Source organism: Enterococcus sp. DIV2371, assembly GCF_050498525.1.
GTDB lineage: Bacteria > Bacillota > Bacilli > Lactobacillales > Enterococcaceae > Enterococcus_B > Enterococcus_B mangumiae.
Map to the genome: position 1 here is coordinate 1151731 of NZ_JBIPAJ010000001.1, position 21280 is coordinate 1173010.

Annotated in this window: 15 protein-coding genes, 2 pseudogenes and 1 riboswitch; of the genes and pseudogenes, 10 read left to right on the forward strand and 7 right to left on the reverse strand. The window is 39.1% G+C overall.

All coding sequences use genetic code 11. The annotated features are described in order from the left end of the window. Positions 1 to 61: 61 nt before the first annotated feature. Positions 62 to 502 (forward strand): universal stress protein, encoded by a 441-nt coding sequence (locus IGL24_RS05430; protein WP_206856444.1) that lies wholly within the window; start codon positions 62 to 64, stop codon positions 500 to 502. A gap of 172 nt (positions 503 to 674) precedes the next feature. Next, entirely contained in the window at positions 675 to 1490 is an 816-nt protein-coding gene (gene thiD, locus IGL24_RS05435) for a bifunctional hydroxymethylpyrimidine kinase/phosphomethylpyrimidine kinase (RefSeq protein ID WP_207699935.1), read from the forward strand. Positions 1491 to 1572: 82 nt separating this feature from the next. Here the strand turns inward: thiD and cls are convergent, their stop codons facing one another. Next, a complete protein-coding gene (cls, locus tag IGL24_RS05440) occupies positions 1573 to 3024 on the reverse strand; it encodes a cardiolipin synthase (RefSeq protein ID WP_206857695.1) in 1452 nt (483 codons plus the stop codon). A 337-nt stretch (positions 3025 to 3361) separates the two neighbouring features. Here cls and IGL24_RS05445 point away from each other — a divergent pair, with 337 nt between their 5' ends. Together IGL24_RS05445 and IGL24_RS05450 are read left to right on the forward strand one after the other, a co-directional pair. Next, positions 3362 to 6028 (forward strand): cation-translocating P-type ATPase, encoded by a 2667-nt coding sequence (locus tag IGL24_RS05445; RefSeq protein WP_207699936.1) that lies wholly within the window; start codon positions 3362 to 3364, stop codon positions 6026 to 6028. Positions 6029 to 6226: 198 nt separating this feature from the next. Continuing rightward, positions 6227 to 6949 carry a class I SAM-dependent methyltransferase gene (locus IGL24_RS05450; RefSeq protein WP_207699937.1) on the forward strand — a complete coding sequence of 241 codons (723 nt, stop codon included), beginning with the start codon at positions 6227 to 6229 and terminating at the stop codon, positions 6947 to 6949. Between the two features lie 32 nt (positions 6950 to 6981). On the opposite strand, the gene IGL24_RS05455 is transcribed toward IGL24_RS05450, so the two are convergent. Further along, positions 6982 to 8139: a hydroxymethylglutaryl-CoA synthase gene (locus IGL24_RS05455; RefSeq protein ID WP_429968407.1), complete on the reverse strand. Its 1158-nt coding sequence runs from the start codon at positions 8137 to 8139 to the stop codon at positions 6982 to 6984. Between the two features lie 454 nt (positions 8140 to 8593). On the opposite strand from IGL24_RS05455, the gene IGL24_RS05460 reads away from it, so the two are divergent. From IGL24_RS05460 to IGL24_RS05475, 4 genes are all read left to right on the forward strand, one after another. Next, on the forward strand, positions 8594 to 11032 hold the full coding sequence (locus IGL24_RS05460; protein WP_207699939.1) for a hydroxymethylglutaryl-CoA reductase, degradative: 2439 nt from the start codon (positions 8594 to 8596) through the stop codon (positions 11030 to 11032). Positions 11033 to 11421: 389 nt separating this feature from the next. Further along, positions 11422 to 11589, forward strand: a riboswitch (M-box (ykoK) riboswitch). A gap of 84 nt (positions 11590 to 11673) precedes the next feature. Continuing rightward, on the forward strand, positions 11674 to 12819 hold the full coding sequence (locus IGL24_RS05465) for an FtsW/RodA/SpoVE family cell cycle protein (RefSeq protein WP_206858819.1): 1146 nt from the start codon (positions 11674 to 11676) through the stop codon (positions 12817 to 12819). After that, complete coding sequence (locus IGL24_RS05470; RefSeq protein WP_206858821.1) at positions 12809 to 13948, forward strand: FtsW/RodA/SpoVE family cell cycle protein; 1140 nt, start codon at positions 12809 to 12811, stop codon at positions 13946 to 13948. Before IGL24_RS05465 ends, IGL24_RS05470 begins: the two co-directional genes overlap by 11 nt. Positions 13949 to 13968: 20 nt before the next feature. Continuing rightward, on the forward strand, positions 13969 to 15573 hold the full coding sequence (locus tag IGL24_RS05475) for a phosphatase PAP2/LCP family protein (protein WP_207115415.1): 1605 nt from the start codon (positions 13969 to 13971) through the stop codon (positions 15571 to 15573). A 94-nt stretch (positions 15574 to 15667) separates the two neighbouring features. Here the strand turns inward: IGL24_RS05475 and IGL24_RS05480 are convergent. The 4 genes and pseudogenes from IGL24_RS05480 to IGL24_RS05495 all read right to left on the reverse strand — a co-directional run. Continuing rightward, positions 15668 to 15925, reverse strand: a pseudogene (locus tag IGL24_RS05480) (hypothetical protein); the annotation flags it as partial. Positions 15926 to 16033: 108 nt separating this feature from the next. Then, positions 16034 to 16408 (reverse strand): annotated as a pseudogene (locus IGL24_RS05485) (hypothetical protein); the annotation flags it as partial. A gap of 186 nt (positions 16409 to 16594) precedes the next feature. Further along, a complete protein-coding gene (locus tag IGL24_RS05490; RefSeq protein WP_206858824.1) occupies positions 16595 to 16840 on the reverse strand; it encodes a hypothetical protein in 246 nt (81 codons plus the stop codon). Positions 16841 to 16862: 22 nt separating this feature from the next. After that, a complete protein-coding gene (locus IGL24_RS05495) occupies positions 16863 to 17714 on the reverse strand; it encodes an aldo/keto reductase (RefSeq protein WP_206858825.1) in 852 nt (283 codons plus the stop codon). Between the two features lie 159 nt (positions 17715 to 17873). On the opposite strand from IGL24_RS05495, the gene IGL24_RS05500 reads away from it, so the two are divergent. Beyond that, positions 17874 to 18878, forward strand: a complete 1005-nt coding sequence (locus IGL24_RS05500; protein ID WP_206858826.1) for a nucleoid-associated protein — start codon at positions 17874 to 17876, stop codon at positions 18876 to 18878. A 146-nt stretch (positions 18879 to 19024) separates the two neighbouring features. Here IGL24_RS05500 and IGL24_RS05505 read toward each other — a convergent pair whose 3' ends face one another. Beyond that, complete coding sequence (locus IGL24_RS05505) at positions 19025 to 19381, reverse strand: YxeA family protein (protein WP_207115416.1); 357 nt, start codon at positions 19379 to 19381, stop codon at positions 19025 to 19027. Positions 19382 to 20014: 633 nt separating this feature from the next. Here IGL24_RS05505 and IGL24_RS05510 point away from each other — a divergent pair. Beyond that, positions 20015 to 21205 carry an RNA-guided endonuclease InsQ/TnpB family protein gene (locus IGL24_RS05510; RefSeq protein ID WP_429968408.1) on the forward strand — a complete coding sequence of 397 codons (1191 nt, stop codon included), beginning with the start codon at positions 20015 to 20017 and terminating at the stop codon, positions 21203 to 21205. The last annotated feature ends 75 nt before the right edge of the window (positions 21206 to 21280 follow it).

A 21280-nucleotide genomic window follows, 5' to 3' on the forward strand; every position in this document is an offset into this window, starting at 1 on the left:
TTAAGAATTGTCCTTCGGTTCTAATCGTGCTACACTAAAAGTAAAGAAGGAGGCGGTTCCAATGGTAGATACGTATAAAAATATTTTAGTAGCAATCGACGGTTCAGAAAAATCAGAAAAAGCATTTATTGAGGCAATTGCCACAGCAAAACGCAATCAAGCGAAATTGCATATTTTGTATGTGAATGAGGTGTCAGGAAACTATTTTGGTGATTTTGCTTTTGTCACAACAAGTTTACAAGAAGAATTAGATGAAGTGGCAGATAAACAAATGAAGGAACACCAAAATTTAGCGATCGAAAAAGGATTGACCGATATTAAAACGTATGTATTATACGGTTATCCAAAAACATTGATCGCAAACTTCAACGAGTCAGAAGAGCCGATCGATTTGATCGTCATGGGCGCGACTGGTTTGAACGCTGTCGAACGTGCATTGGTAGGTTCAACCACTTCTTATGTGGTCAACCATGCGCCATGTAATGTGTTAGTTGTAAAATAAGTGATGGTGAAGCGAGGACTTCTGCATGATCCTTGTAGGAGCAAGCTTTCTCATACGATTTATCTATTTAAGGGATGTCGCGTGACCCAACGCACATCCCTTTTTTTGTTTTCCAACAGAAAATGCGTTAGGATAAAAAAGACAAACGTATTTCAAATAGGAGATGGATAAAATGGAACAACAATATGTCCAAGTAATGACGATCGCTGGATCAGATAGCGATGGAAGTGCAGGCATGCAAGCCGATCTGCATACGTTTTTTACCAGAAAGGTCTATGGAGTATCTGTTTTGACTGCATGTGTAGCTGGGAATTCTTATGGGATCGGTGCGAGTGTCCCTTTACCAACGGATTTTATCGACAAAGAGTTTGAACTGATCGCAGAGGATTATCAGGTCAAAGCAGCAAAGACCGGGATGTTGGCGGATGCTGCATTGATCAATACAGTGGTCAAAAATGTTCAGAAGTATGATTTTGGTCCTTTAGTCGTTGATCCAGTGATAATGACGAAGCATGGCAACCAGTTATTAGAAGAAGAAGCATTGAGTACGTTGAAAATAGCACTTTTACCACTGGCGGAAGTAGTGACACCTAATTTCTATGAAGCGGAGAAACTGACGGGTCTCAAATTGAATACAGAAGAAGATTATGCCAAAGCGGCTCAAATTCTCCAAAAGATGGGACCTAAAAATGTTTTGATCAAAGGCCATCATGCGAGCGATACAAACCAACAAACAGTCAAGGATTATGTTCGTTTGGCTTCAGGAAAAACATTTTGGTTGGAAGCTCCGTTTTACGCAACCGATCGCATCAATGGCACGGGTGACTCTTTGTCTGCCTGTATTGCTGCTGAATTAGCAAAAGGTAAAACTGTTGAAGCGGCAATTCGTATGGCGAAAGAATATGTCAATCAAGCAATCAAAGAAGAAATTTTTGTCGGACATAAATATGGCCCGATCAATCATTGGGCGGCTGAAGCGGTCGAATAAGATGAAAGTATGATGCGACAAAACAAGCTGGACTGCTCAAAAATAGTTTGAGTAGTCCAGCTTGTTTTTGCCGTATCAAGGATTACAAAATCGGTGAGAAAAGCCTTGAAATCTGTTGCTTGAACAACAACCAATTTGACATTTCTTTGACTGTTTCAGTGGTCATCGGGATACTTGCTTTTTCATCAAGTACGAATTGATCAGCTAATTGTTGTAGGAAAGCTGGATCATAGATGATCGCACTACTTTCAAAATTCAAGCGGTAGCTGCGGATATCCTGGTTGGCTGAGCCGACCATGCAGATTTCGTCGTCCATGATCAGTGTTTTTGCATGTAAAAAACCATTCTCATAAACCAAGATCTGGATATTTTCTTTGATCAGTTGACGCGCATAGTACTGAGTCGCGCGATAGATGAATGGATGATCTGGCTTATTTGGGATCATGATTTTTACTTCTACACCTGAAGCCGCCGCGATTTTTAACGCAGCAATCACACTTTCGTCAGGAACTAAATAAGGTGTTTGGATCCAGACCCGTTTTTTTGCTGAACTGATCAGCTTGATAAATGATAACTTGATTTGTTCACGCTCATTGTTCGGTCCACTAGAAACCAGTTGGATCGATGTCTGGTATAGTTGATCCTGATCTTTTTTGTCGACTTTGTAAAAATAATCTAAATGATAACCGACTTTTTTTTGATCTGGAACAGAGACGTTCCAATCCATTAAAAAGCGTAGTTGTAGTAAAGAGGCTGCGGCACCATAGATACGAATATGTGTATCACGCCAGTAGCCGAATTTTTTTGTATGATTGACGTATTGATTGGCAATATTGAAGCCACCGGTGTAGCCGATCTTGCCGTCAACCACAATGATTTTTCGGTGATCATGGTAATTCAAACGAAAGCGTAAAAGTGCGCGTTGCGAAGTGATGAACGTGTGGACATGCCCACCATTTTCGACCAACTTCTTGAAATCTTTTGTTTTTGTGCCATGTGAACCAAACGCATCGTAAAGTAAGCGAACTTCCACGCCTTCTGCGGCTTTCTTTTCTAATAGTGTCAAGATCTGCTGTCCGATATTGTCAGTCACGAAAGCATAATATTCAATGTGAATGGAATGCTTAGCTGCTTCAATATCCTTTAGCACAGCAGTTAATTTTTCTTGACCGTCTGTCAGCAGTGTGACTGCATTTTTTCGAGTGAGGGGCATTTGATTCAAAGATGAGAAGAAATCAACGAAATGTTGATGTTCTTCATTTTGGATGATGGGATCATAATGTTCTAAGGTATCTCCCTTGAAGTCTTGGAAATTTTCCAGTTCTGTTAGATCACTCTGACGAAGGTGGAATTTTTTCTTGTCAGTCAATCCGCGACCAAAGAAAAGATAGAGAACGAAGCCAAAACCAGGTAAAGCGAACAAAACGAGCAACCATGCCCAGATCGCAGCGACATCTCGAGGCTTGATCAAGATAGTTACAAGTGCAATAAGTGCGTTCAGTACATATAAAAAAGTAATAATGCTTCCTACCACGAGTGAAACCTCCTTTATTTAATAACATCAGTATAGCATGAGAAAGGGGAGAAGCCTATTATCAAGAAAATATAGATGGAAATTTTTTGAAAATATCAGGCACGATAAGCGAAAGTTGTTGCATTTTAAAAATGAATCATGTAGTATAAAAATACAGTTGAATATCTCCTTAGGGGAGTAACCGACAACATTTGTTGTGATAATATCAACAGTAAGTTAACCAAATGGTTTTCTGGTATTGTATGAAATGGTGAGACCTAAGACAAATCCGCATTTGTCTTAGGTCTCTTTTTTTTCAGGCGATAGCGGAAACACTAACTAAAATGGGGGATGAAAGTTGGAAAACAAGGAACACACTCAATCAACGGTCTACAAAGAATCGATCGACACGTTGATGCAACAAACGCAAAGCTCACCTGACGGGTTGAGTAGTACGCAAGCAAAAGAAAAATTAGAAAGAGATGGCTTGAACCAACTGAAGGAAGCACCTAAGAAGCCAACCTGGAAGCTGTTTTTGGAAACATTCAAAGATGCTATGGTCATCGTGTTACTCGTGGTTGCATTGATTCAAATGGTAATGGGCGACTACATCGAATTTTTCGTTATCTTTGCCGTGTTGATGTTGAACTCAGTGATCAGTGTGATCCAAACGAAAAAAGCAGAAGGTTCACTTGAAGCATTGAAAAACCTGTCTGCACCGGATGCAAAAGTGATCCGTGACGGAAAAGAAATGACGATTCCGGCGAATGAATTAGTAGTTGGCGATATCGTTTTACTTGATGCTGGTGACTATGTGCCGGCGGATGGACGTCTATTAGAAGCTGGTTCATTGAAAGTCGATGAAGGTATGTTGACTGGTGAATCGACATCAGCAGAAAAAGAAGTCGTAGAAATCACTCAGACTGTGCCGATCGGTGATCGCTCGAACATGGTGTTTAGTGGAACGATCATTACTTACGGTCGTGGGAAATTTTTAGTTACGGCAACAGGAAACAACACCGAAATCGGTGAAGTTGCTGGTTTGTTAGAATCAACAACGGAACAAGTTACACCATTACAGCGTGGTTTAGATAAATTCAGTAAGAAGTTAAGTTTAGCCATTTTAGGCTTATCATTGGTGATCTTAGGTATCCAGTTATTCCGTATCTACATGGGTGGCGGAACTGGAGATATGACAGCGGATATCGTTAGTGCGATCATGTTTGCTGTAGCGGTTGCGGTAGCAGCGATCCCAGAAGCATTGCAATCGATCGTAACGATCGTGTTGTCATTAGGAACAAATAAAATGGCGAAGCGACATGCGATCATCCGTAAATTACCAGCGGTGGAAACATTAGGTTCAACGAGTATCATTTGTACAGACAAAACAGGAACATTGACGCAAAACAAAATGACGGTTGTTGACTATTACTTAGCGAATGGAGCAACGGGTGATTTTTCAAATGATCCGAAAAACTGGTCGGTCGATGAACGTCGTTTGATTGAAATCAGTGTGTTAGCAAATGATGCATCGATCAGTGAAGATGGTTCAAAATTAGGGGATCCAACAGAAGTTGCTTTTATTGACTTCAGTGAAAAATTGAATCAACCTTACCGTGAGATCCGTCAAAGCAATCCTAGACAAGCGGAATTGCCGTTTGACTCCGATCGAAAATTGATGTCGACTGCCCATGAAATCGATCAAGACAAATTCTTATTTGTCAAAGGTGGACCAGATATCGTCTTTGGTCGCAGTACGAAGGCATTAGTAAATGGCGAAGTCGTGCCAATGACAGATGAATTGATGAAAAAATTCCAAGAACAAAACGAAGCATTTTCAAAACGTGCATTGCGGGTTTTAGCCTTTGCTTATCGTCCAATCAATAGCTTGGACTTATCATTTGATGATGAAGATGATTTGATCTTAGTGGGGATCATGGCAATGATCGATCCGCCAAGAGACGAAGTCACTCAAGCGGTCAAAGAAGCGAAAAGTGCTGGGATCAAAACGATCATGATCACTGGAGACCACAAAACGACTGCGGTAGCCATTGCAAAAGAAATCGGTATTTTTGCTGAAGGTGACCAAGCATTGACTGGTACAGAATTAGATGATCTTACAGAAGACCAATTAAATGAAGTGTTAGAAAAAGTAACGGTTTATGCACGTGTATCACCGGAAAATAAAATCCGTATCGTGCGTGCATGGCAAACAAAAGGCCATATCTCTGCAATGACTGGTGACGGAGTAAACGATGCGCCAGCCTTGAAACAAGCAGATATTGGTATTGCCATGGGTACAGGTACTGACGTAGCGAAAGATGCTGCGGCAATGGTTCTGACAGATGATAACTTTGCATCGATCGTTAGCGCGGTAGAAGTAGGACGTAATGTTTTTGATAATATCAAAAAAGCCATCTCTTACTTGTTCTCAGGAAACTTAGGTGCGATCATCGCAATCATCTTTGCTTTAGTTGCGGATTGGTCAAATCCATTTACAGCGTTACAATTGTTGTTCATTAACTTAGTCAATGACTCGTTGCCAGCAATTGCCCTAGGAACAGAAAAAGCAGAACCTGCGACAATGAAACGTCCGCCAAGAGATCCAAATTCAGGTATCTTTACGGATAAAACATTGATCTCTGTGACTTATCGTGGGATCTTGATCGGTATTGCGGTTATTTTTGCTCAATGGTTAGGAATGCAACATTCACCTGAATTCGGTGTAGCAATGTCATTTTCTACCTTGATTTGGTGTCGTACATTGCAAACATTCCCTGCACGTTCAAACACGCAAACAGCGATCCAAGCTGGTTTCTTCTCAAACCGCAGTGTGTTGTTAGCGGTGGTTGTATGTAGCGCACTATACTGCATTGCCATGATTCCAGGATTAAAAGAAGTCTTCTCGATCCCAGCAGCATTTGGATTGACTGAAGTATTCACTTGTATCGGAATCGCGCTTGTAACGATCGTATTGATGGAAATCACTAAGATGATTTTGGTACGTGTGCAAGGAAATAAATAATCACGGACGAGAGGGATTTTTCTCGATAACGTGTAGCCGAGACTAAAACAATCGTTTCAGCTTCTATAATCAAAAAGAAATCCACGGAGATCATTCGATTTTCGTGGATTTTGGTTTATACTTATACTTGAAATGTTTCTTTTCTGCATCAAAGACATTTATTCCGAAAAGTGAAAACGAAAGGAGTAAAAACCTCCAATGAATAAAGAAGATTGGAATGAGTTTGCACAAGACTATTATGAGTCGCAGAAAGAATCCAATACGATGATCGTACAGGATCTTGCTGCTTATTTACGAGATGAAGAGTTATTGCCAGCGAAATCCTTCGTAGATGTAGCGGGTGGCGCAGGGCGCTATCTTCCATTGGCAAAAGAAATAGAGCAATATGAGTTGATTGATTTTTCAGAAGAAATGCTTTCTTATGCAAAGCATGAAGCAAGGCAAATGAGTATCACAAACTGTCAGTTCATTCTTCAAGAATTTACGGAATTTTTACATGAAAATAAGACGTATGAGCTTGTTTTTTCAGCAGCAAATCCTGCGTTGGTGGCTTGTGAGCAATTGGAAAAATTACGTAGAAAAGCGACGAAAGCATGTTTGATCTTACGAATAGTTTTATCAGAAGATGATGTGTTCGTGCCGCTTGAAAGGGATTTTTATATTGAGGAATCCGATCCTAACAGTTCACCGGTTGTAATGGACCGATTTGAAGAGTATTTGTCCAAAAAGCATATTCCGTATAAGAGGAAAGATTTTACTTATGTTTCCCAAGAAGAAATAACTCCTTCATTTTTGCGCGCTTATTACGCAGAAAACCAAGATGATCTACGCTTTCAATCGTATCTTCAAGAACTATTTCAATCTGATGAAACAATTCTAAGTACAAATAAACTGACCTATCGATTATTGACTATCTATTAGTCAATGATCAAGGTCAGTTTTTTTATTATTAGTTATTTCTCTTTATAGAAACGAATATCATTTTCAACTTTATAGATCGAATAAGGTAGCTCTGAATGATATTCAGCTGATTCACCGTGTCCAGGTAATGTTTGGTTAAAGATTTCTTCATATTGGTCAACCGTTAATGCTTCACGGTTATCTAACATTGCTTGATTCTCTTCTTTGAATAAGAAGTTTTGATAGTCTGCTTCTAGATAGCCAGAGAAAAATTCACTCACAGCACCAGAGCCATAGCTGAATAAGCCAATGCGGTCACCGGCTTTTAATGCTTGGGAGTTTTCTAGTAAAGAAATCAAGCCTAAATAAAGTGAACCAGTGTATAGATTACCTATCCGACGACTATAGGTGATGCCTTCTTCATAACGGGACATCAAACGTGTTTGTGTTGCTTCATCTGTTTCTTCGATCACACTTTGTAACGCTTTTTTCCCCATTTTTGTATAAGGGATATGGAACGTAAGCGCATCAAAATCAGCAAGTGTTCGACCGGTTGTTTCTTTATATCTATTCCAAACTTTTTGGAAAGATTCAATATAGGTAGAGTTGGATAAAGGGCCATCAACTACCGGATATTGGCTATAACTTGGACGCCAGAAATCATAGATATCTTCGGTCAAAAAGACACTATGGTCTTCAAGAGATAAAATTCGAGGATTTTGTGTGATCATCATCGCGACCGCACCAACACCTTGAGTCACTTCACCACCACTTGCTAGACCGTAGCGAGCGATATCGCTGGCAATCACTAAAACTTTACGATCTGGATGATTTTTTACATATTCTTTTGCCATATGCAAAGCTGCTGTTCCCCCGTAGCAAGCTTCTTTTACTTCGAATGAACGAGCAAAAGGTTGGACCTTTAACAAATGATGGATGATTACAGCACTTGCTTTTGACTGGTCGATACCTGACTCGGTACCTACAATGACCATATCGATTTTCTCACGATCTTCTTCTGTGACGATTTTGCTGGCTGCGTTTGCTCCTAGCGTGACGATGTCTTCAAAAACCTGATTGACAGCCATTTGATCTTGACCGATCCCAATATGGTATTTGGCAGGATCATCTCCACGTCTGTTTGCTAATTCAGCCATATCTAAAAATAAATTAGGAATAAAAAAGGAAAGACGATCAATCCCTATTTTCATTTCAACACCTCTTTACTCATGATAAAAAACTTACTTTATTAAAGTATCACAAAATCCTAAAAAGAAATACAAAAAAGCTAATTTTTAAGGATTTGTAAAAAAATATAGCGCTTTTTTTAAAAGGTGTATGTTATATTTGTATTTCCGGTAAAGAATGGTATATTTTTGTAGTAGACAATCGATAGTTAGCATAGTGAGCAACTGTCCATTTTTTCCTGTTATATAGGAAGTGTCTTTTCATTTTTTACGAAAATATTAATATTTTTTCTATCCATTTGATATAGATAAACATTTTTTGAAGGACGTCTCGTCGGTTACAGCGTGACGTTTTTCGTAAATCTGAGAGAAATAAGGAGGAAATCCGTTTGCTCAAAAGATTGTAACACCTATAAATCATCAGTACATTTTAAGATACATTTAGACGATTTATAGTTTTGGCAACGGGTGGCTTAACTTGAAGGAAGTCGTTATTATAGATGCTGCACGAACACCAATTGGAAAGTATCGTGGCAGTTTAAGCAGTTATTCTGCTGTTGAGTTGGGAACAATGATCACCACAGAGATTCTTGAAAGAACGGGAGTCAAAAAAGAAGCAATCGATCAAGTCATTTTTGGTAATGTGCTTCAAGCAGGAAACGGTCAAAATGTTGCAAGACAGATTGCGATCAATAGCGGGATTCCTGTGAGCGTGCCAGCAATGACAATCAATGAAGTTTGCGGATCAGGTATGAAATCTGTGATTCTTGCACGGCAACAGATCCAATTAGGCGAAGCGGATCTCGTAGTAGCCGGTGGCGTTGAAAGTATGACTAGAGCGCCAATGTTACAAGTGGCAGATCTAGAAAATGAGAAGACTGAAGAAATCTCAAGCATGGTGAATGATGGGTTGACTGATGCATTCTCCAATACACATATGGGATTGACTGCAGAAAATGTGGCACAACAATTTTCTGTGACAAGAAATGAGCAAGATCAATATGCACTCAACTCGCAATTAAAAGCGGCAAAAGCGAGTGAAGCAGGGATTTTCAAGGAAGAGATCGTTCCAATCTCAAAAAATGAAGAAGTATTTGCGACGGATGAAGCCGTACGAGGCAATAGTACGTTAGAGAAATTAAGTACGTTACGGACCGTTTTTGCAGAGGACGGTACGGTTACTGCCGGCAATGCTTCTCCTTTGAACGATGGAGGCTCTGTCTTGATTTTAGCCTCTAAAGATTATGCAATTGCGCATGGGTTACCGTATTTAGCTACGATCAAAGGAGTGGCTGAAGTCGGTATCGATCCAAGTATCATGGGCGTTGCACCAATCAAAGCAATCAATACGTTGTTGGAAAAATCAGAACTTTCTATTGATGAAATCGATCTATTTGAAATCAACGAAGCGTTTGCGGCGTCATCGATCGTTGTGAATCGTGAATTGAATATCCCAGCAGATAAAGTCAATATTTATGGTGGCGCGATCGCCTTAGGTCACCCGATCGGCGCTAGTGGTGCGCGTATCTTGACAACGTTAAGCTATGCGTTGAGAAGAACACAACAACGCTATGGCGTTGCCTCTTTATGTATTGGTGGGGGTCTTGGATTAGCGGTTCTTTTAGAAGCCAATCTGCAAGAAGCTGGTGACGATCAAAAAAAAAAGTTTTATGAGCTGACACCGGAACAACGTAGACAGCGTTTAGTTCAAGAAAAAGTGATCTCGCAAGAAGACGCGACACATTTGAAAGAATCTGTGTTAGCAGAAGACATCGCCAATCATTTGATCGAAAATCAAATCAGTCAAGTAGAGATCCCATTAGGTGTCGCATTGAATTTCCAGTTGAATGGACAGAAAAAATGGATACCAATGGCAACAGAAGAGCCTTCTGTGATTGCGGCAGCGAGCAATGGCGCAAAGATGTGTGGCGATATCAGCGTCCAAATCCCGCAACGCTTGATGCGTGGGCAAATCGTTATGACCGGACGTTGTGATTATCGAAAAATCACTGAAGTCATTGAAGAAAGAAAAGCAGAACTATTCAGTTGTGCAAACGAAAGTTACCCTTCGATCGTCAAGCGTGGCGGAGGTGTGCGTGAAATCTCTACTCGTGAATTTATGGGAAGTGAACATGCCTATCTTTCATTGGATTTTTTAGTTGACGTCAAAGATGCGATGGGTGCCAATATCATCAATTCGATTTTGGAAGGTGTTGCCCTTCGACTGAAAGAATGGTTTCCGGAAGAAGAAATCTTGTTTAGTATCTTGAGCAATCTAGCGACAGAATCTTTAGCGATCGCCACTTGTACGATTCCTTTTGAGCGGTTAGCAAAGAACAAAGAAACGGGTCAGTTGATTGCTGAAAAGATTCGTCAAGCAAGCGAATATGCTAAGTTAGATCCGTATCGGGCAACGACCCATAATAAGGGAATCATGAATGGTATTGAAGCGGTCATTTTGGCAACAGGAAATGATACACGGGCAGCTGCAGCGGCAATCCATGCGTATGCTGCCAGAAATGGGCATTACCAAGGATTGACCGACTGGCAGATCAAAGAGGATCATTTAGTAGGAAAATTGACTGTTCCTTTGGCTGTGGCAACTGTCGGAGGGGCGTCTAGAGTCTTGCCTAAAGCGAAAGCTTCTTTAGACATGTTAGCGATCGATTCTGCACAAGAATTGGCGCAAGTGATCGCAGCAGTCGGGTTAGCGCAAAATCTTGCTGCATTACGTGCTCTTGTTAGTGACGGCATCCAAAAGGGACATATGTCGTTACAAGCCAGAGCATTGGCGATCACAGTTGGTGCAAAAGGGGAAGAGATCGAACAAGTAGCAGCAAAACTGAGAGAATCAGGCAACATCAATCAACAAAACGCTTTAGCTGCCTTAGAAGCTCTTCGTACGGATAAAAAGTAGCGGTCAGTTCACGCAAGGTGGACAGCAAGGCAATGATTGCAAATAATTATCATTATTATAACGGCTCACCTTGGATGAACAAAAACATCAACGAATACTTGGCATCAAATGTTTATCATCTGAATTTAAGGTTTTTCATAAACAAACATAACATCTTTTTTGTTTTATCATCTTTGGTGAAGTTTCAATAGTTCTGATTAAACGTAACAGTCCTTGTTATTACAAGGATTTTGTTACGTTTTTTTGTATATTTCAACCAGAAATTATAGAACAGTTATTATTAAATTTTAAAAATAATTTATATTTAATTAAAAAAAGCTAAAGTTTCATATGGTTATTCGAGCTTTTCTTGTGAATGAATAATCAAACAGGTATACTTTTTTTCAAATAGAATAACTTGTTAGGCGAGACTCCTAAACAAACATAGGCTATTGCGCAGAAACGTCGAAAGACGCCAATGTGTAAAACAGGAATTGTCGGATTAAGGCTCTTCATAAGATAGCTAAGAGAAATCTTTACGTTGTTTAGTGTCAAAACTCACACGATGAGACTGAAAAGCCAATCGTATTTTTCGTTTGGCTTTTTTTATTCAAGATGGGTAAGTGACGTATCTCCGCTGTAACACAAAGGAGAAATATAGGATGGGTGTAAAAGATATTAAAAAATTAGACTTATATTTACTCGTACCATATTTGCTGATCAGTGTGATCGGTCTGCTGATGATCTATAGTGCGAGTACGTTTCGTCTGATGTCATTCGATCAAAGTACGAAACAGCTTTTAGTTCGACAATTGGTATTCGTAGGACTGAGTTGGGGAATGATTTTTTTCATTTATCGAATCAGACCTGCATTCATACTCGATCATCGAATCGTAAAAATAATGATGGGGATCGGTATCGTCGGATTGATGTTGACGAAAGTACCAGGAATCGGTGTCAATATCAGTGGGGCGCAACGGTGGATCTCCATTGCTGGTTTTCAATTCCAACCCGCAGAAATCGTGAATGTCGGTATGATCTTTTATTTAGCTCATTATTTTAGAACATCGAAGCAATCATTGAATGAACTGAAAAAACCATTTTTGATCATCTCTTTATGTACTCTGCTGATTTTATTCCAACCAAAGGTAACTGGTGCAATTTTATTGATTTTATTAGCAGCAATCATGATCACCACGGTGCAATTACCAGTTCGTTATATCTTAGTGTTTTTTGCAGGATTACTCAGTCTTTTTTTGGTTCTCGGAGGAATCATCTACTTGCTAGGAAGCAATGATTTATTACCAAGCCTTTTTGCACACACATATGATCGTTTGACGATTGCATTTAATCCCTTTTTAGATCCATATGGCAAAGGATTCCAGATGAGCCAATCTTATTATGCCATGTATAACGGTGGACTTTTTGGGTTAGGGCTAGGGAATAGTATTACCAAAAAAGGATATTTACCAGTAGCGGAAACGGATTTTATTTTTTCGATTATTTTGGAAGAGTTAGGGCTGATTGTTGGCCTACTGATTTTGGCATTGCTATTTTCAATCATCTTGCGCTTATTTGTTTTAAGCGCCAACGAGCCAAACCAACAAATCGGCTTGATCTATTTGGGAACAGGAATGCTGCTATTGTTACAGACGAGCATCAATATTGCGAGTATCAGTGGCATGATCCCAATGACCGGTATCCCATTACCTTTTATCAGTTATGGGGGATCAAGTTATTTGATTTTATCACTGCTATTAGGAGTGTGCCTGAAACTGTCTTCACGAGGTGCCAGAAATGAAATTTAAATTCAATGAATTCAACTACGCACTATTTTTACCGATTTTTCTTTTTTATCTATTGAGTGTTGCCGTACAATATGGTGCAGCAGTATATGATCAAGTTCCAGTCAGAAGTGTTGTGTTCAAACAAATCGTTTTTTGTCTGATGTCCTTAGCGTTGTTATTGATCATGCAGCGCGTGAAAACAGTTGTTTTTTTAAAATATTCTCCGTATTTTTATGCTTTTTCTCTAGTAGTGATGGCACTTTTGCATCGCTTCTATGACCCGGTGATGTTTCAAATCACAGGAACAAAACGTTGGCTAAGAATCGGTGGTTTCTCCTTTCAGCCTTCCGAGCTAGTAAAGTTGACGTTTATTCTAGTCGTGGTTTATGTGACGTTGATCTATGAACAAAATGTCAAGCACCGGACTGTCAAAACAGATCTGTTTTATGTCGGCAAGATTTTACTCGTTAGTGTGCCGACCTTCTTATTGATGTACATGCAAAAAGATTTTGGAACAAGTTTAGTCTTTGTCATTTGCTTGGGGGCATTATTCATGATCGCTGGGGTCCATTGGAAGATCATGACGACAATGACTGCTGTTCTAGTGATTCTCGGGGCCATTTTGATTGCATTAGTATTTACTGAATACGGCAACCAGATTTTATATCGTCTGAATTTTAAGACTTATCAGTTAGATCGGGTACGGGCATGGGTCGATCCATTTGCGTATAGTCAATCAATTGGCTATCAGCAATCACAAAGTTTGCTTTCGATTGGGGCAGGCGGATTTAGTGGACGAGCTTCATCGATCAATCCAGTATATGTACCGGTTCGTGAATCAGATATGATCTTTACGGTAGTTGCTGAGTCATTTGGTTTTTTAGGGAGTGTTTCAGTACTCTTTTTATATTTTTATCTTTTTTATCAAATCATTTATAGCGCAATCGAAACAAACAATAAAGGAAACGTATATCTCGCAGTCGTCTTTGTTTTCGGGTTGCTATTCCAAGTGTTTGAAAACATAGGAGCGGCGATTGGTTTACTTCCACTAACAGGGATTCCTTTACCATTTTTAAGTCAGGGAGGAACTTCCCTTTTGGTCATTGGTTGTGGACTGGGTATTATTTTAGGGTTTAAAAAGTATGATTGAGAAGTAGAAGGGAAGTTATTATGAAACAGATACCAAAAGGAACATTGGTGGTAGCACTTGTATCATTCGTCTTATTGGCGACTTTATCCACACTAGTTATCACAGAAAATACTGCATTCAACCAACTCGATTTAGCGATTTATCAGCGAGATCATTTAATAGAAATCCCCGGATTAACCACTTTTTTCAGCAATTTTGCAAAGCTTGCAACGATTTTACCTACTTTATTTTTCACTGGCTTGCTTGCGATAGTTAGTTGGAGGAAGCAGTACCATAAACTGGCGGTTTGGTCAGTTTCTATGGTTTTAACAGTGAGTTTTGTCGGTTATGTTCTGAAACAAGCAATTCATCGGACGCGACCGGATGTGGAACAATTGGTTTCTAGATCGTCTTACTCCTTTCCAAGTGGTCATTCGATTTTGTCGATGACATTATTCTTAGTTTTTTTGATCACGATGTACATTATTTATCGAGAACAAAAGGTAAGTAAATTCGTTTGGGTAGCTGCTCTTTATCCAGTATTGATCGCTTGTTCTAGGATCTATTTGCGCGTACATTATCCAAGTGATATCTTCGCAGGTTTCCTGCTCAGTTTTTTAGTCGTTTTCTTATGCTATAGTTTATTTTTCTCTTTTATCACTAAAAAAACGGTCAGAAAAAAACATCAGCAAAAACGAGTGTTCAGTAGAAAGCAAAAAGGGTTGTTAGCCTTCATGTTGGTTCTTTTTTTCTTGGTAGCTTCTGGCGTCGCCTATGGTGTTCGCTTTTATTATGATGCAAAACAGACGGTGACCTCGATGCAACAGCCATTGAAAAGAGAAACCGTCCAACGTGAAAAAGATACGCCAGTTAGTATTTTAGTTTTAGGTATCGCCAATAATTCCATCCGAAAAACGGATTATCGGGCGAATACGATCATGTTAGTCACTTTGAATAATCAAAAGAAAACAACAACGATCACGAGTATTCCTAGAGACTCGTTTGTTGAGCTTGCAGATATGGACGGGAAGATCGACAAAATCAATCACGCCCATTCATATGGCGGGATCGATAAGATGGTGGATACCGTTGAACGTTACCTCGAAGTACCGATCCATCACTATGTGTCCTTGAATATGGATGGATTAGAAGCCTTGATCGATGCTGTGGGAGGAATCACTGTCAATAATGCGTTTGAATTTACAGCAGAAGATATCCATTATCCGGAAGGTGAGTTGGAATTAAATGGTTGGGAAGGCTTGCAATATGCGAGAATGCGGGCAGAAGATCCAGAGTCGGACTACGGTCGACAAAAAAGGCAAAGAGAAGTGGTCAATATTCTCGTCAATGAGTTTCTATCCGTTAAAAGTCTGTTCAACTATCGTCAACTCTTAGAAGTAGTAGGTGAAAATGGTACGACAGATATGTCCTTAGATCAAATGATCGAAATGATGAATGACTATCATACCGCGTTATCAAATATCACCAATCATCAGTTACAAGGGGAGCAGTATATTGGCGATGGAATCTTAGGAGAAGCAGGGATCTACTATGAAAAGATTCCAGAAGAGGAACGGATGAGAGTGATGCAACTGCTTCATGAACAATTAGAAATAAATGGCCAGAGCCTCTCTTATCAAGAGTAACTCTTGATCAAACCTGTGAAAGAAAAAAAGCAACGGAAATGACCGATTTTTGTCATTTCCGTTGCTTTTTAATTAGAAATCTATTTGTTCACGTTTATCTTTCGTTGATCGGTGTAGCAGCAAATTGTTCGATCAGTGGAACGAGTGTCAATTTCACTTTGTATTTGCGTTCCAACGCTTTTTCGATCGTAAACTCATTGACTGCGGACATAGAGATCTCCGCTAGTTTACGTGTGTCATCTTTGACTGTTTCGTTGATCACGACAGCATCTGCTGTTTTTTCAGCAGAGAATTTTGGATATTCTGCTACTTGTTTGGCAAAGTCATCAAAAGTCAACGCATCTGTCGAAGCTTTTTCGTCACTTGCTTGTTCATCCGTTTTTACTTCTTCACTGACTGGTTGAGAAGCTGTCTCTACTTTATCGACTTCTTTTGATGGTGCTTCTTTTACTGGCGCTTCGTTAGTAACTGGTGTTGCTACGGGTTGAGCAGTTGGTTGATCTTTTTTCATCCGTTGATCATTCCAGTAAGAAACGATCTCAATCAACAAGTTATCACGGAAACGTTCAAAAACCGTTGATTCACCTGAACGAATACGTTTCAAGACAGCTGTAAAATTATCGTCGATCGGGACATTGATACGTGTGTCTTCATTTGCTTGTCCAGCTAAGCCAATTGTTAGGACATGACGGTTTTTGGGATCAAGCATAACTTGCAATGGTAACCCATAACGACGTAAACTTTCTTCTTCCAATGAGCGGAATAATTGTGTGCGAATTCCATCTAAAGAAGGACGGAATTGTTTTAATAATTTCTGTTTTTGTTTTTTCTTCATAAATACTCTCCTTCATTCATACCCTTTCGATTATAAGAAAAAAATGAGCAAATGAAAAGGTTTATCAAGAAAAAACTTTTATTCCTCCTATAGAAAAGAAAAAAGAACTGGGATTTAATGAAAAATACCAGTTCCAAACGGAGCTGTAAAAAGCATGTTGCCTGATTTGACAGCCCGCTAATAGAGTTATTTTTTGGGCAGTAAGACAAAGGTTACTAATTCAGGTGAATAGATGACCTCGTGTCCTTGCCATTGCATCGTCATCAATGAATGATCCAAGCGCTTTTTTATTTCCGCAAGTTTTTCATCTCTTGACCAGTTTCTAGCTGGAAAATGCTGGATTTTTTCTGGTCGGATCAAAAAGATAAAATCTGGATCAAATGTTTGGGTCACAGTTTTTGGTAAACGATTTAAGCGGTCCACGGGGTTCATAAAATATCACTATCCTTTATCTTTAGAATTGTGCAGTATCTGGATCTTTTGCTTTACCAACGACGCCATCTAATTGGTCGATCGTTTTCATTTCTTCTTCTGTCAGTTCAAAATCAAATAATTCAGTATTTTCTTTGATTCTGCTTGGTGTAACAGATTTAGGTAATGGCAAGAAGCCATGTTGTAATGACCAACGCAATGCTACTTGGGCAATGCTCTTGTTGTGAGTTTCAGCGATTTCTTTCATTTCTGGAACATCGAAGATTTTACCCGTTCCAAGAGGGCTGTAAGCTTCAAGAACGATGTCATGTTTTTGCGCATACTCAACAACAGGTGGTTGTAATTCGCCAGGTGCAAGAAAGACTTGATTGACCATCGGCATGATTTTTGCTGTTTTAGCTAATTCATCCATGTGATGAGGTAAGAAGTTGCTGACACCGATTGCTTTGATTTTACCGGCTTCATATAATTCCTCAAACGCACGCCATGTTTCAGCATTGGCTTCTTGCCAATTCTCACGGAATGAGACTGGATTAGGCCAATGGATCAAGAATAGATCCACGTAGTCTGTTTGTAATTTTGTTAAAGAATCTTCAAATGAGGACATCACTAAATCATAGCTGTGGTTTGAATTCCAAAGCTTAGTTGTCAAGAAAATCTCTTCGCGGGGAATGCCACTTTCTTTGATAGCTTGTCCAACACTTTCTTCATTTTTGTATCCTTGAGCGGTATCAATGTGACGATAACCCGCAGCTAAAGCTTCTTTTACTGAGGAAACAGCAACGTCTCCATCAGGGGTTTGCCAAGTACCGAAACCGACAACAGGGATTTCATAGCCGTTTGATAAACGATAAGTAGATGTTAATGAATTCATACTTTCAGCTCCTTTGATTTTAGTACACTTTAAGTGTAGCTTATTTTCAAAAAAAAGAAATGTATTTTGTTTGTTATATAATTTTTTTTTGCTCGAGCTATTTTGTCTCTGGCATTTTTGGTTGAATTTCCGTAAACTAGAGCAGAAAGGAATGAAACGATGGATATCTATTTAAAAAAAGCAATTTTGCATATTATTGATCGAGAAACAGGTTCCCCTGTATTTTCACAACAAGAATTAGATCTTACGAAAGAGTTTGTCCGTGATTTCCTACAAAAGAAAATCCAAAAAATCTCTTCTGCACAAACGAAAACAGGGCAACTAACGGAAGAAAGTCCTTTTTCACAAAACTTGAAACAATGCCAAGAAAATTTTATTGAAGAAAGCGAAAGGTTAGTGCAGCGGTGGTTTGACATCTATGCGGAAAGTGAGGAAGCCCCTAGTGCGGATGTCTTCGTTGTTTTGTATGAAGTGGATACAGTGATGTATTTAGCTTTATTGAAAGTCAATTATCGGGATGCGTATACTCATTTTGTAGAAGCAGATGAAGCAGGCATAGACAATCGTTTGATTTTGAATCGGGCCATTCTTGGGTCGAAATCGCAGAAAGCAGACGAAGCATTGGCAGTCAATTTATCCGATTTGACTTATGAATTGATCGAAAAGCGCTATGAATTTTCTGGTAAAAAAGAATGGTACTTCTCTGGTAAAGTGATCGAGAGCGTGCCAGCGCCTTCTTTAGAAGATAATGTCAAAGTGATCAAAAAAGTCGCAAAGCAACTTGGCAAAAAATTTGAAGCGGAAGAGTTCGATATCATGGCTGACTTAAAAGAGGCGGTGTATGATACGATCGAAGAAAAAGGGCGACTGGATCATGAACTGATTGCAGAAAAAGTCTTCAAAGAAAATATCACCGCTAAGTTGGCATTCCAAGAAGAAGTCCAAGAGCAAGGATTTATCCCAGAAGCACCACCAGTCAGAGAAGTGCAAGAAATTTCAGAGAAAAAATTTGGTAAACAAAAATTCCGTTTATCTAACGGCATTGAATTGATCGTGCCAGTCGATGTTTATCGTAATCCGGATCTGATTGAATTTGTCAATAATCCTGACGGCACGATCTCAGTGATGATCAAAAACGTTGATGAAGTACTGAATCGTTTATAAAGCTAGCTAGCAGTACAGAACAAAGTGGCTAGGTCCAAGAAAAAAGCCAACACCCACGAAATCTTCAGAATTTTGTGGGTGTTGGCTTTTTTTGTAAGTGAGTGATTGGTAGGCCACCATTTTTTGTTTTAGTGGCGAGTTTTCAATCATTGATCTAATTGATCTAAGGCTTTCTCAGGGACGTCAGGCGCTTTTACTTCTTCCCAACTGATCACGCCTTTACGTGGATTGACGAGTAGTTTTAAATAGGCATCCATCTTCAAAGGTCGTTCTCGTGCTTCTCGTAAAGTGATTGCTTTTTCTTCCCCTTGTGCGTTATATGCACTTTGATCATAGACATATACTGATATGTCCATGCCATCATCCGCTGAATCGACTTCTTTTTCTCCGTTTGTTGTGATTTTTGTATAATAGGTTTCGCCACCATAAAAATAATCATAGGCGATAAAGCTTCCTCCTAAGAAAATTCCTAGTACAACGAATACCCCGATTAGTTTTTTCATCATTTTTTCCACCTCAGATACTAGTTATCAGTTTACTTGGTTGCTCTCTTAATTATGAAGCATCTGACAAATGGGTCAAGTCAAATCATGAATTTTTAAGTGTTTCTTGGCTTCTTCTTCCTGTACTGGAAGAAGAGGTGACAAGTTAGCAACCAGCTAGCTAATTGATGTTCAATCTCTTTAGAGCCGTGTTTTGTGAAAAGTAACGGCTTTTATAGACGAATGATAACACAGAATAAAAGAAAAGGACAATAAGCATTGTTTGCTTTTTTAGCACTTATTTTTGGGGTCTGAATCCTTGGATCGCTTTAGTGTTTTCAGGTCTTTGATTGCTCGAGACAACTTGGTTGACTTTGACCAAGTTTGACGTATAATAGGTTTTGTTCATAACTTACAAAAAGTAAGCTCGACTGGCTTTCGAGTTCGATCGGAAAAAGGTTGTGATGGACGATGAGCTGAAATCATTTGAAAAGTTAGCTTAAACTGATTGATTTGGCGTACCTTACTATTGAGGTGAGAATAATGAGTATATATTCAGTCGGTAAATTCTCCAATCAATCTAAGGATATGCTAAAAAATTTTAATATACGGAGAAAAAAAGAGAATATAACCTCCATGCGTTTTTCGCAAGATTTGAAGTGTAATGATTTGAATGGACATAGAGCGAATATTACCCAAGGAAAGAAGGTGATAAGGGCTAAGAAAATTAGGCTACGTCCGACGAAAGATCAAGAACAACAATTGAGGCAATCAGCTGGTACTGCTCGATGGGTGTTTAATTGGGTGTTGAATATGCAAGAAATGAACCATCGATTTGGTGGGAAATTACTTACTAACAATGCCTTACGAAAGCATGTTACTCAAATGAAAAAGCGCTCAAAGTATGCTTGGTTATCCCAAGTATCAAATAATGTGGCGAAACAGGCAGTCAAAGACGCTTGTGATGCCTACCAAAAATGGTTCAATGGTCTTAGTGGAAAAAGTCGTCTAAAAGTCGATAAGCCACGTTTTAAGTCCAGAAAGAAGACAAAACCTGCTTTTTATAATGACAATGTCAAATTGAAAGTAAAAGCGAAATCCGTTCTACTTGAAAAAATTGGTTGGATAAAAACTAGTGAACAATTGCCAATGAAGACGAAATATATCAATCCACGAATCTCTTACGATGGCAAGTATTGGTATCTTTCTGTTGGCATTGAAAAAAAATGTGACAAACAAAAACTAACTAATGAAGTGCTAGGTATTGATTTAGGAATCAAAAACTTAGCTGTTGTCTCAAATGGCAAAATCTACAAAAATATCAACAAGACAAAGAAAATAAGAAAGATTGAGAAGCGTTTACGTCGGTTACAGCGTAAAGTTTCTCGAAAATACGAGATGAATAAGGAGGGAAACCGATTTGTCAAAACATGTAACATCTATAAATTAGAAAAGAACATTCGGCACATACATCGAAAACTAGCAAATCTTCGTCAGAACCATATTCATCAAACAACGACTGAGATCGTGAAAACCAAACCATCGAAAATCGTTGTTGAAACATTGAATGTAAAGGGCATGATGAAGAACAAGCACTTAGCTAAATCAGTGGCACAACAAAAGTTCTATGAGTTCAAACGTCAACTTCAATACAAATGTGAAGAGTACGGCATTGAATTTGTCGAAGCAGATAGATTCTATCCAAGTTCTAAATTGTGTTACGAATGTGGGCATAGGAAAGTGAACTTAAAACTGAAGGATCGTATTTACCATTGCAATAAATGTAGTTATACGGCGGATAGGGATCATAATGCCAGTCTGAATTTAGCGAGTTACAGTGCTTGATCTACGAGCTTCTAATCAAAAGAAAAACGTAGATATATAGGATTCGTTGTATCCGAATTGACGCCTGTGGAGTGT

Coding starts and splice junctions, on each gene's coding strand:
- IGL24_RS05495 (WP_206858825.1), bottom strand. CDS start 17,714: ATGAATTCATTAACATCTACTTATCGTTTATCAAACGGCTATGAAATC.
- IGL24_RS05500 (WP_206858826.1), top strand. CDS start 17,874: ATGGATATCTATTTAAAAAAAGCAATTTTGCATATTATTGATCGAGAA.
- IGL24_RS05490 (WP_206858824.1), bottom strand. CDS start 16,840: ATGAACCCCGTGGACCGCTTAAATCGTTTACCAAAAACTGTGACCCAA.
- IGL24_RS05470 (WP_206858821.1), top strand. CDS start 12,809: ATGAAATTTAAATTCAATGAATTCAACTACGCACTATTTTTACCGATT.
- IGL24_RS05430 (WP_206856444.1), top strand. CDS start 62: ATGGTAGATACGTATAAAAATATTTTAGTAGCAATCGACGGTTCAGAA.
- IGL24_RS05465 (WP_206858819.1), top strand. CDS start 11,674: ATGGGTGTAAAAGATATTAAAAAATTAGACTTATATTTACTCGTACCA.
- thiD (WP_207699935.1), top strand. CDS start 675: ATGGAACAACAATATGTCCAAGTAATGACGATCGCTGGATCAGATAGC.
- IGL24_RS05450 (WP_207699937.1), top strand. CDS start 6,227: ATGAATAAAGAAGATTGGAATGAGTTTGCACAAGACTATTATGAGTCG.
- IGL24_RS05455 (WP_429968407.1), bottom strand. CDS start 8,139: ATGAAAATAGGGATTGATCGTCTTTCCTTTTTTATTCCTAATTTATTT.
- IGL24_RS05475 (WP_207115415.1), top strand. CDS start 13,969: ATGAAACAGATACCAAAAGGAACATTGGTGGTAGCACTTGTATCATTC.
- IGL24_RS05505 (WP_207115416.1), bottom strand. CDS start 19,381: ATGAAAAAACTAATCGGGGTATTCGTTGTACTAGGAATTTTCTTAGGA.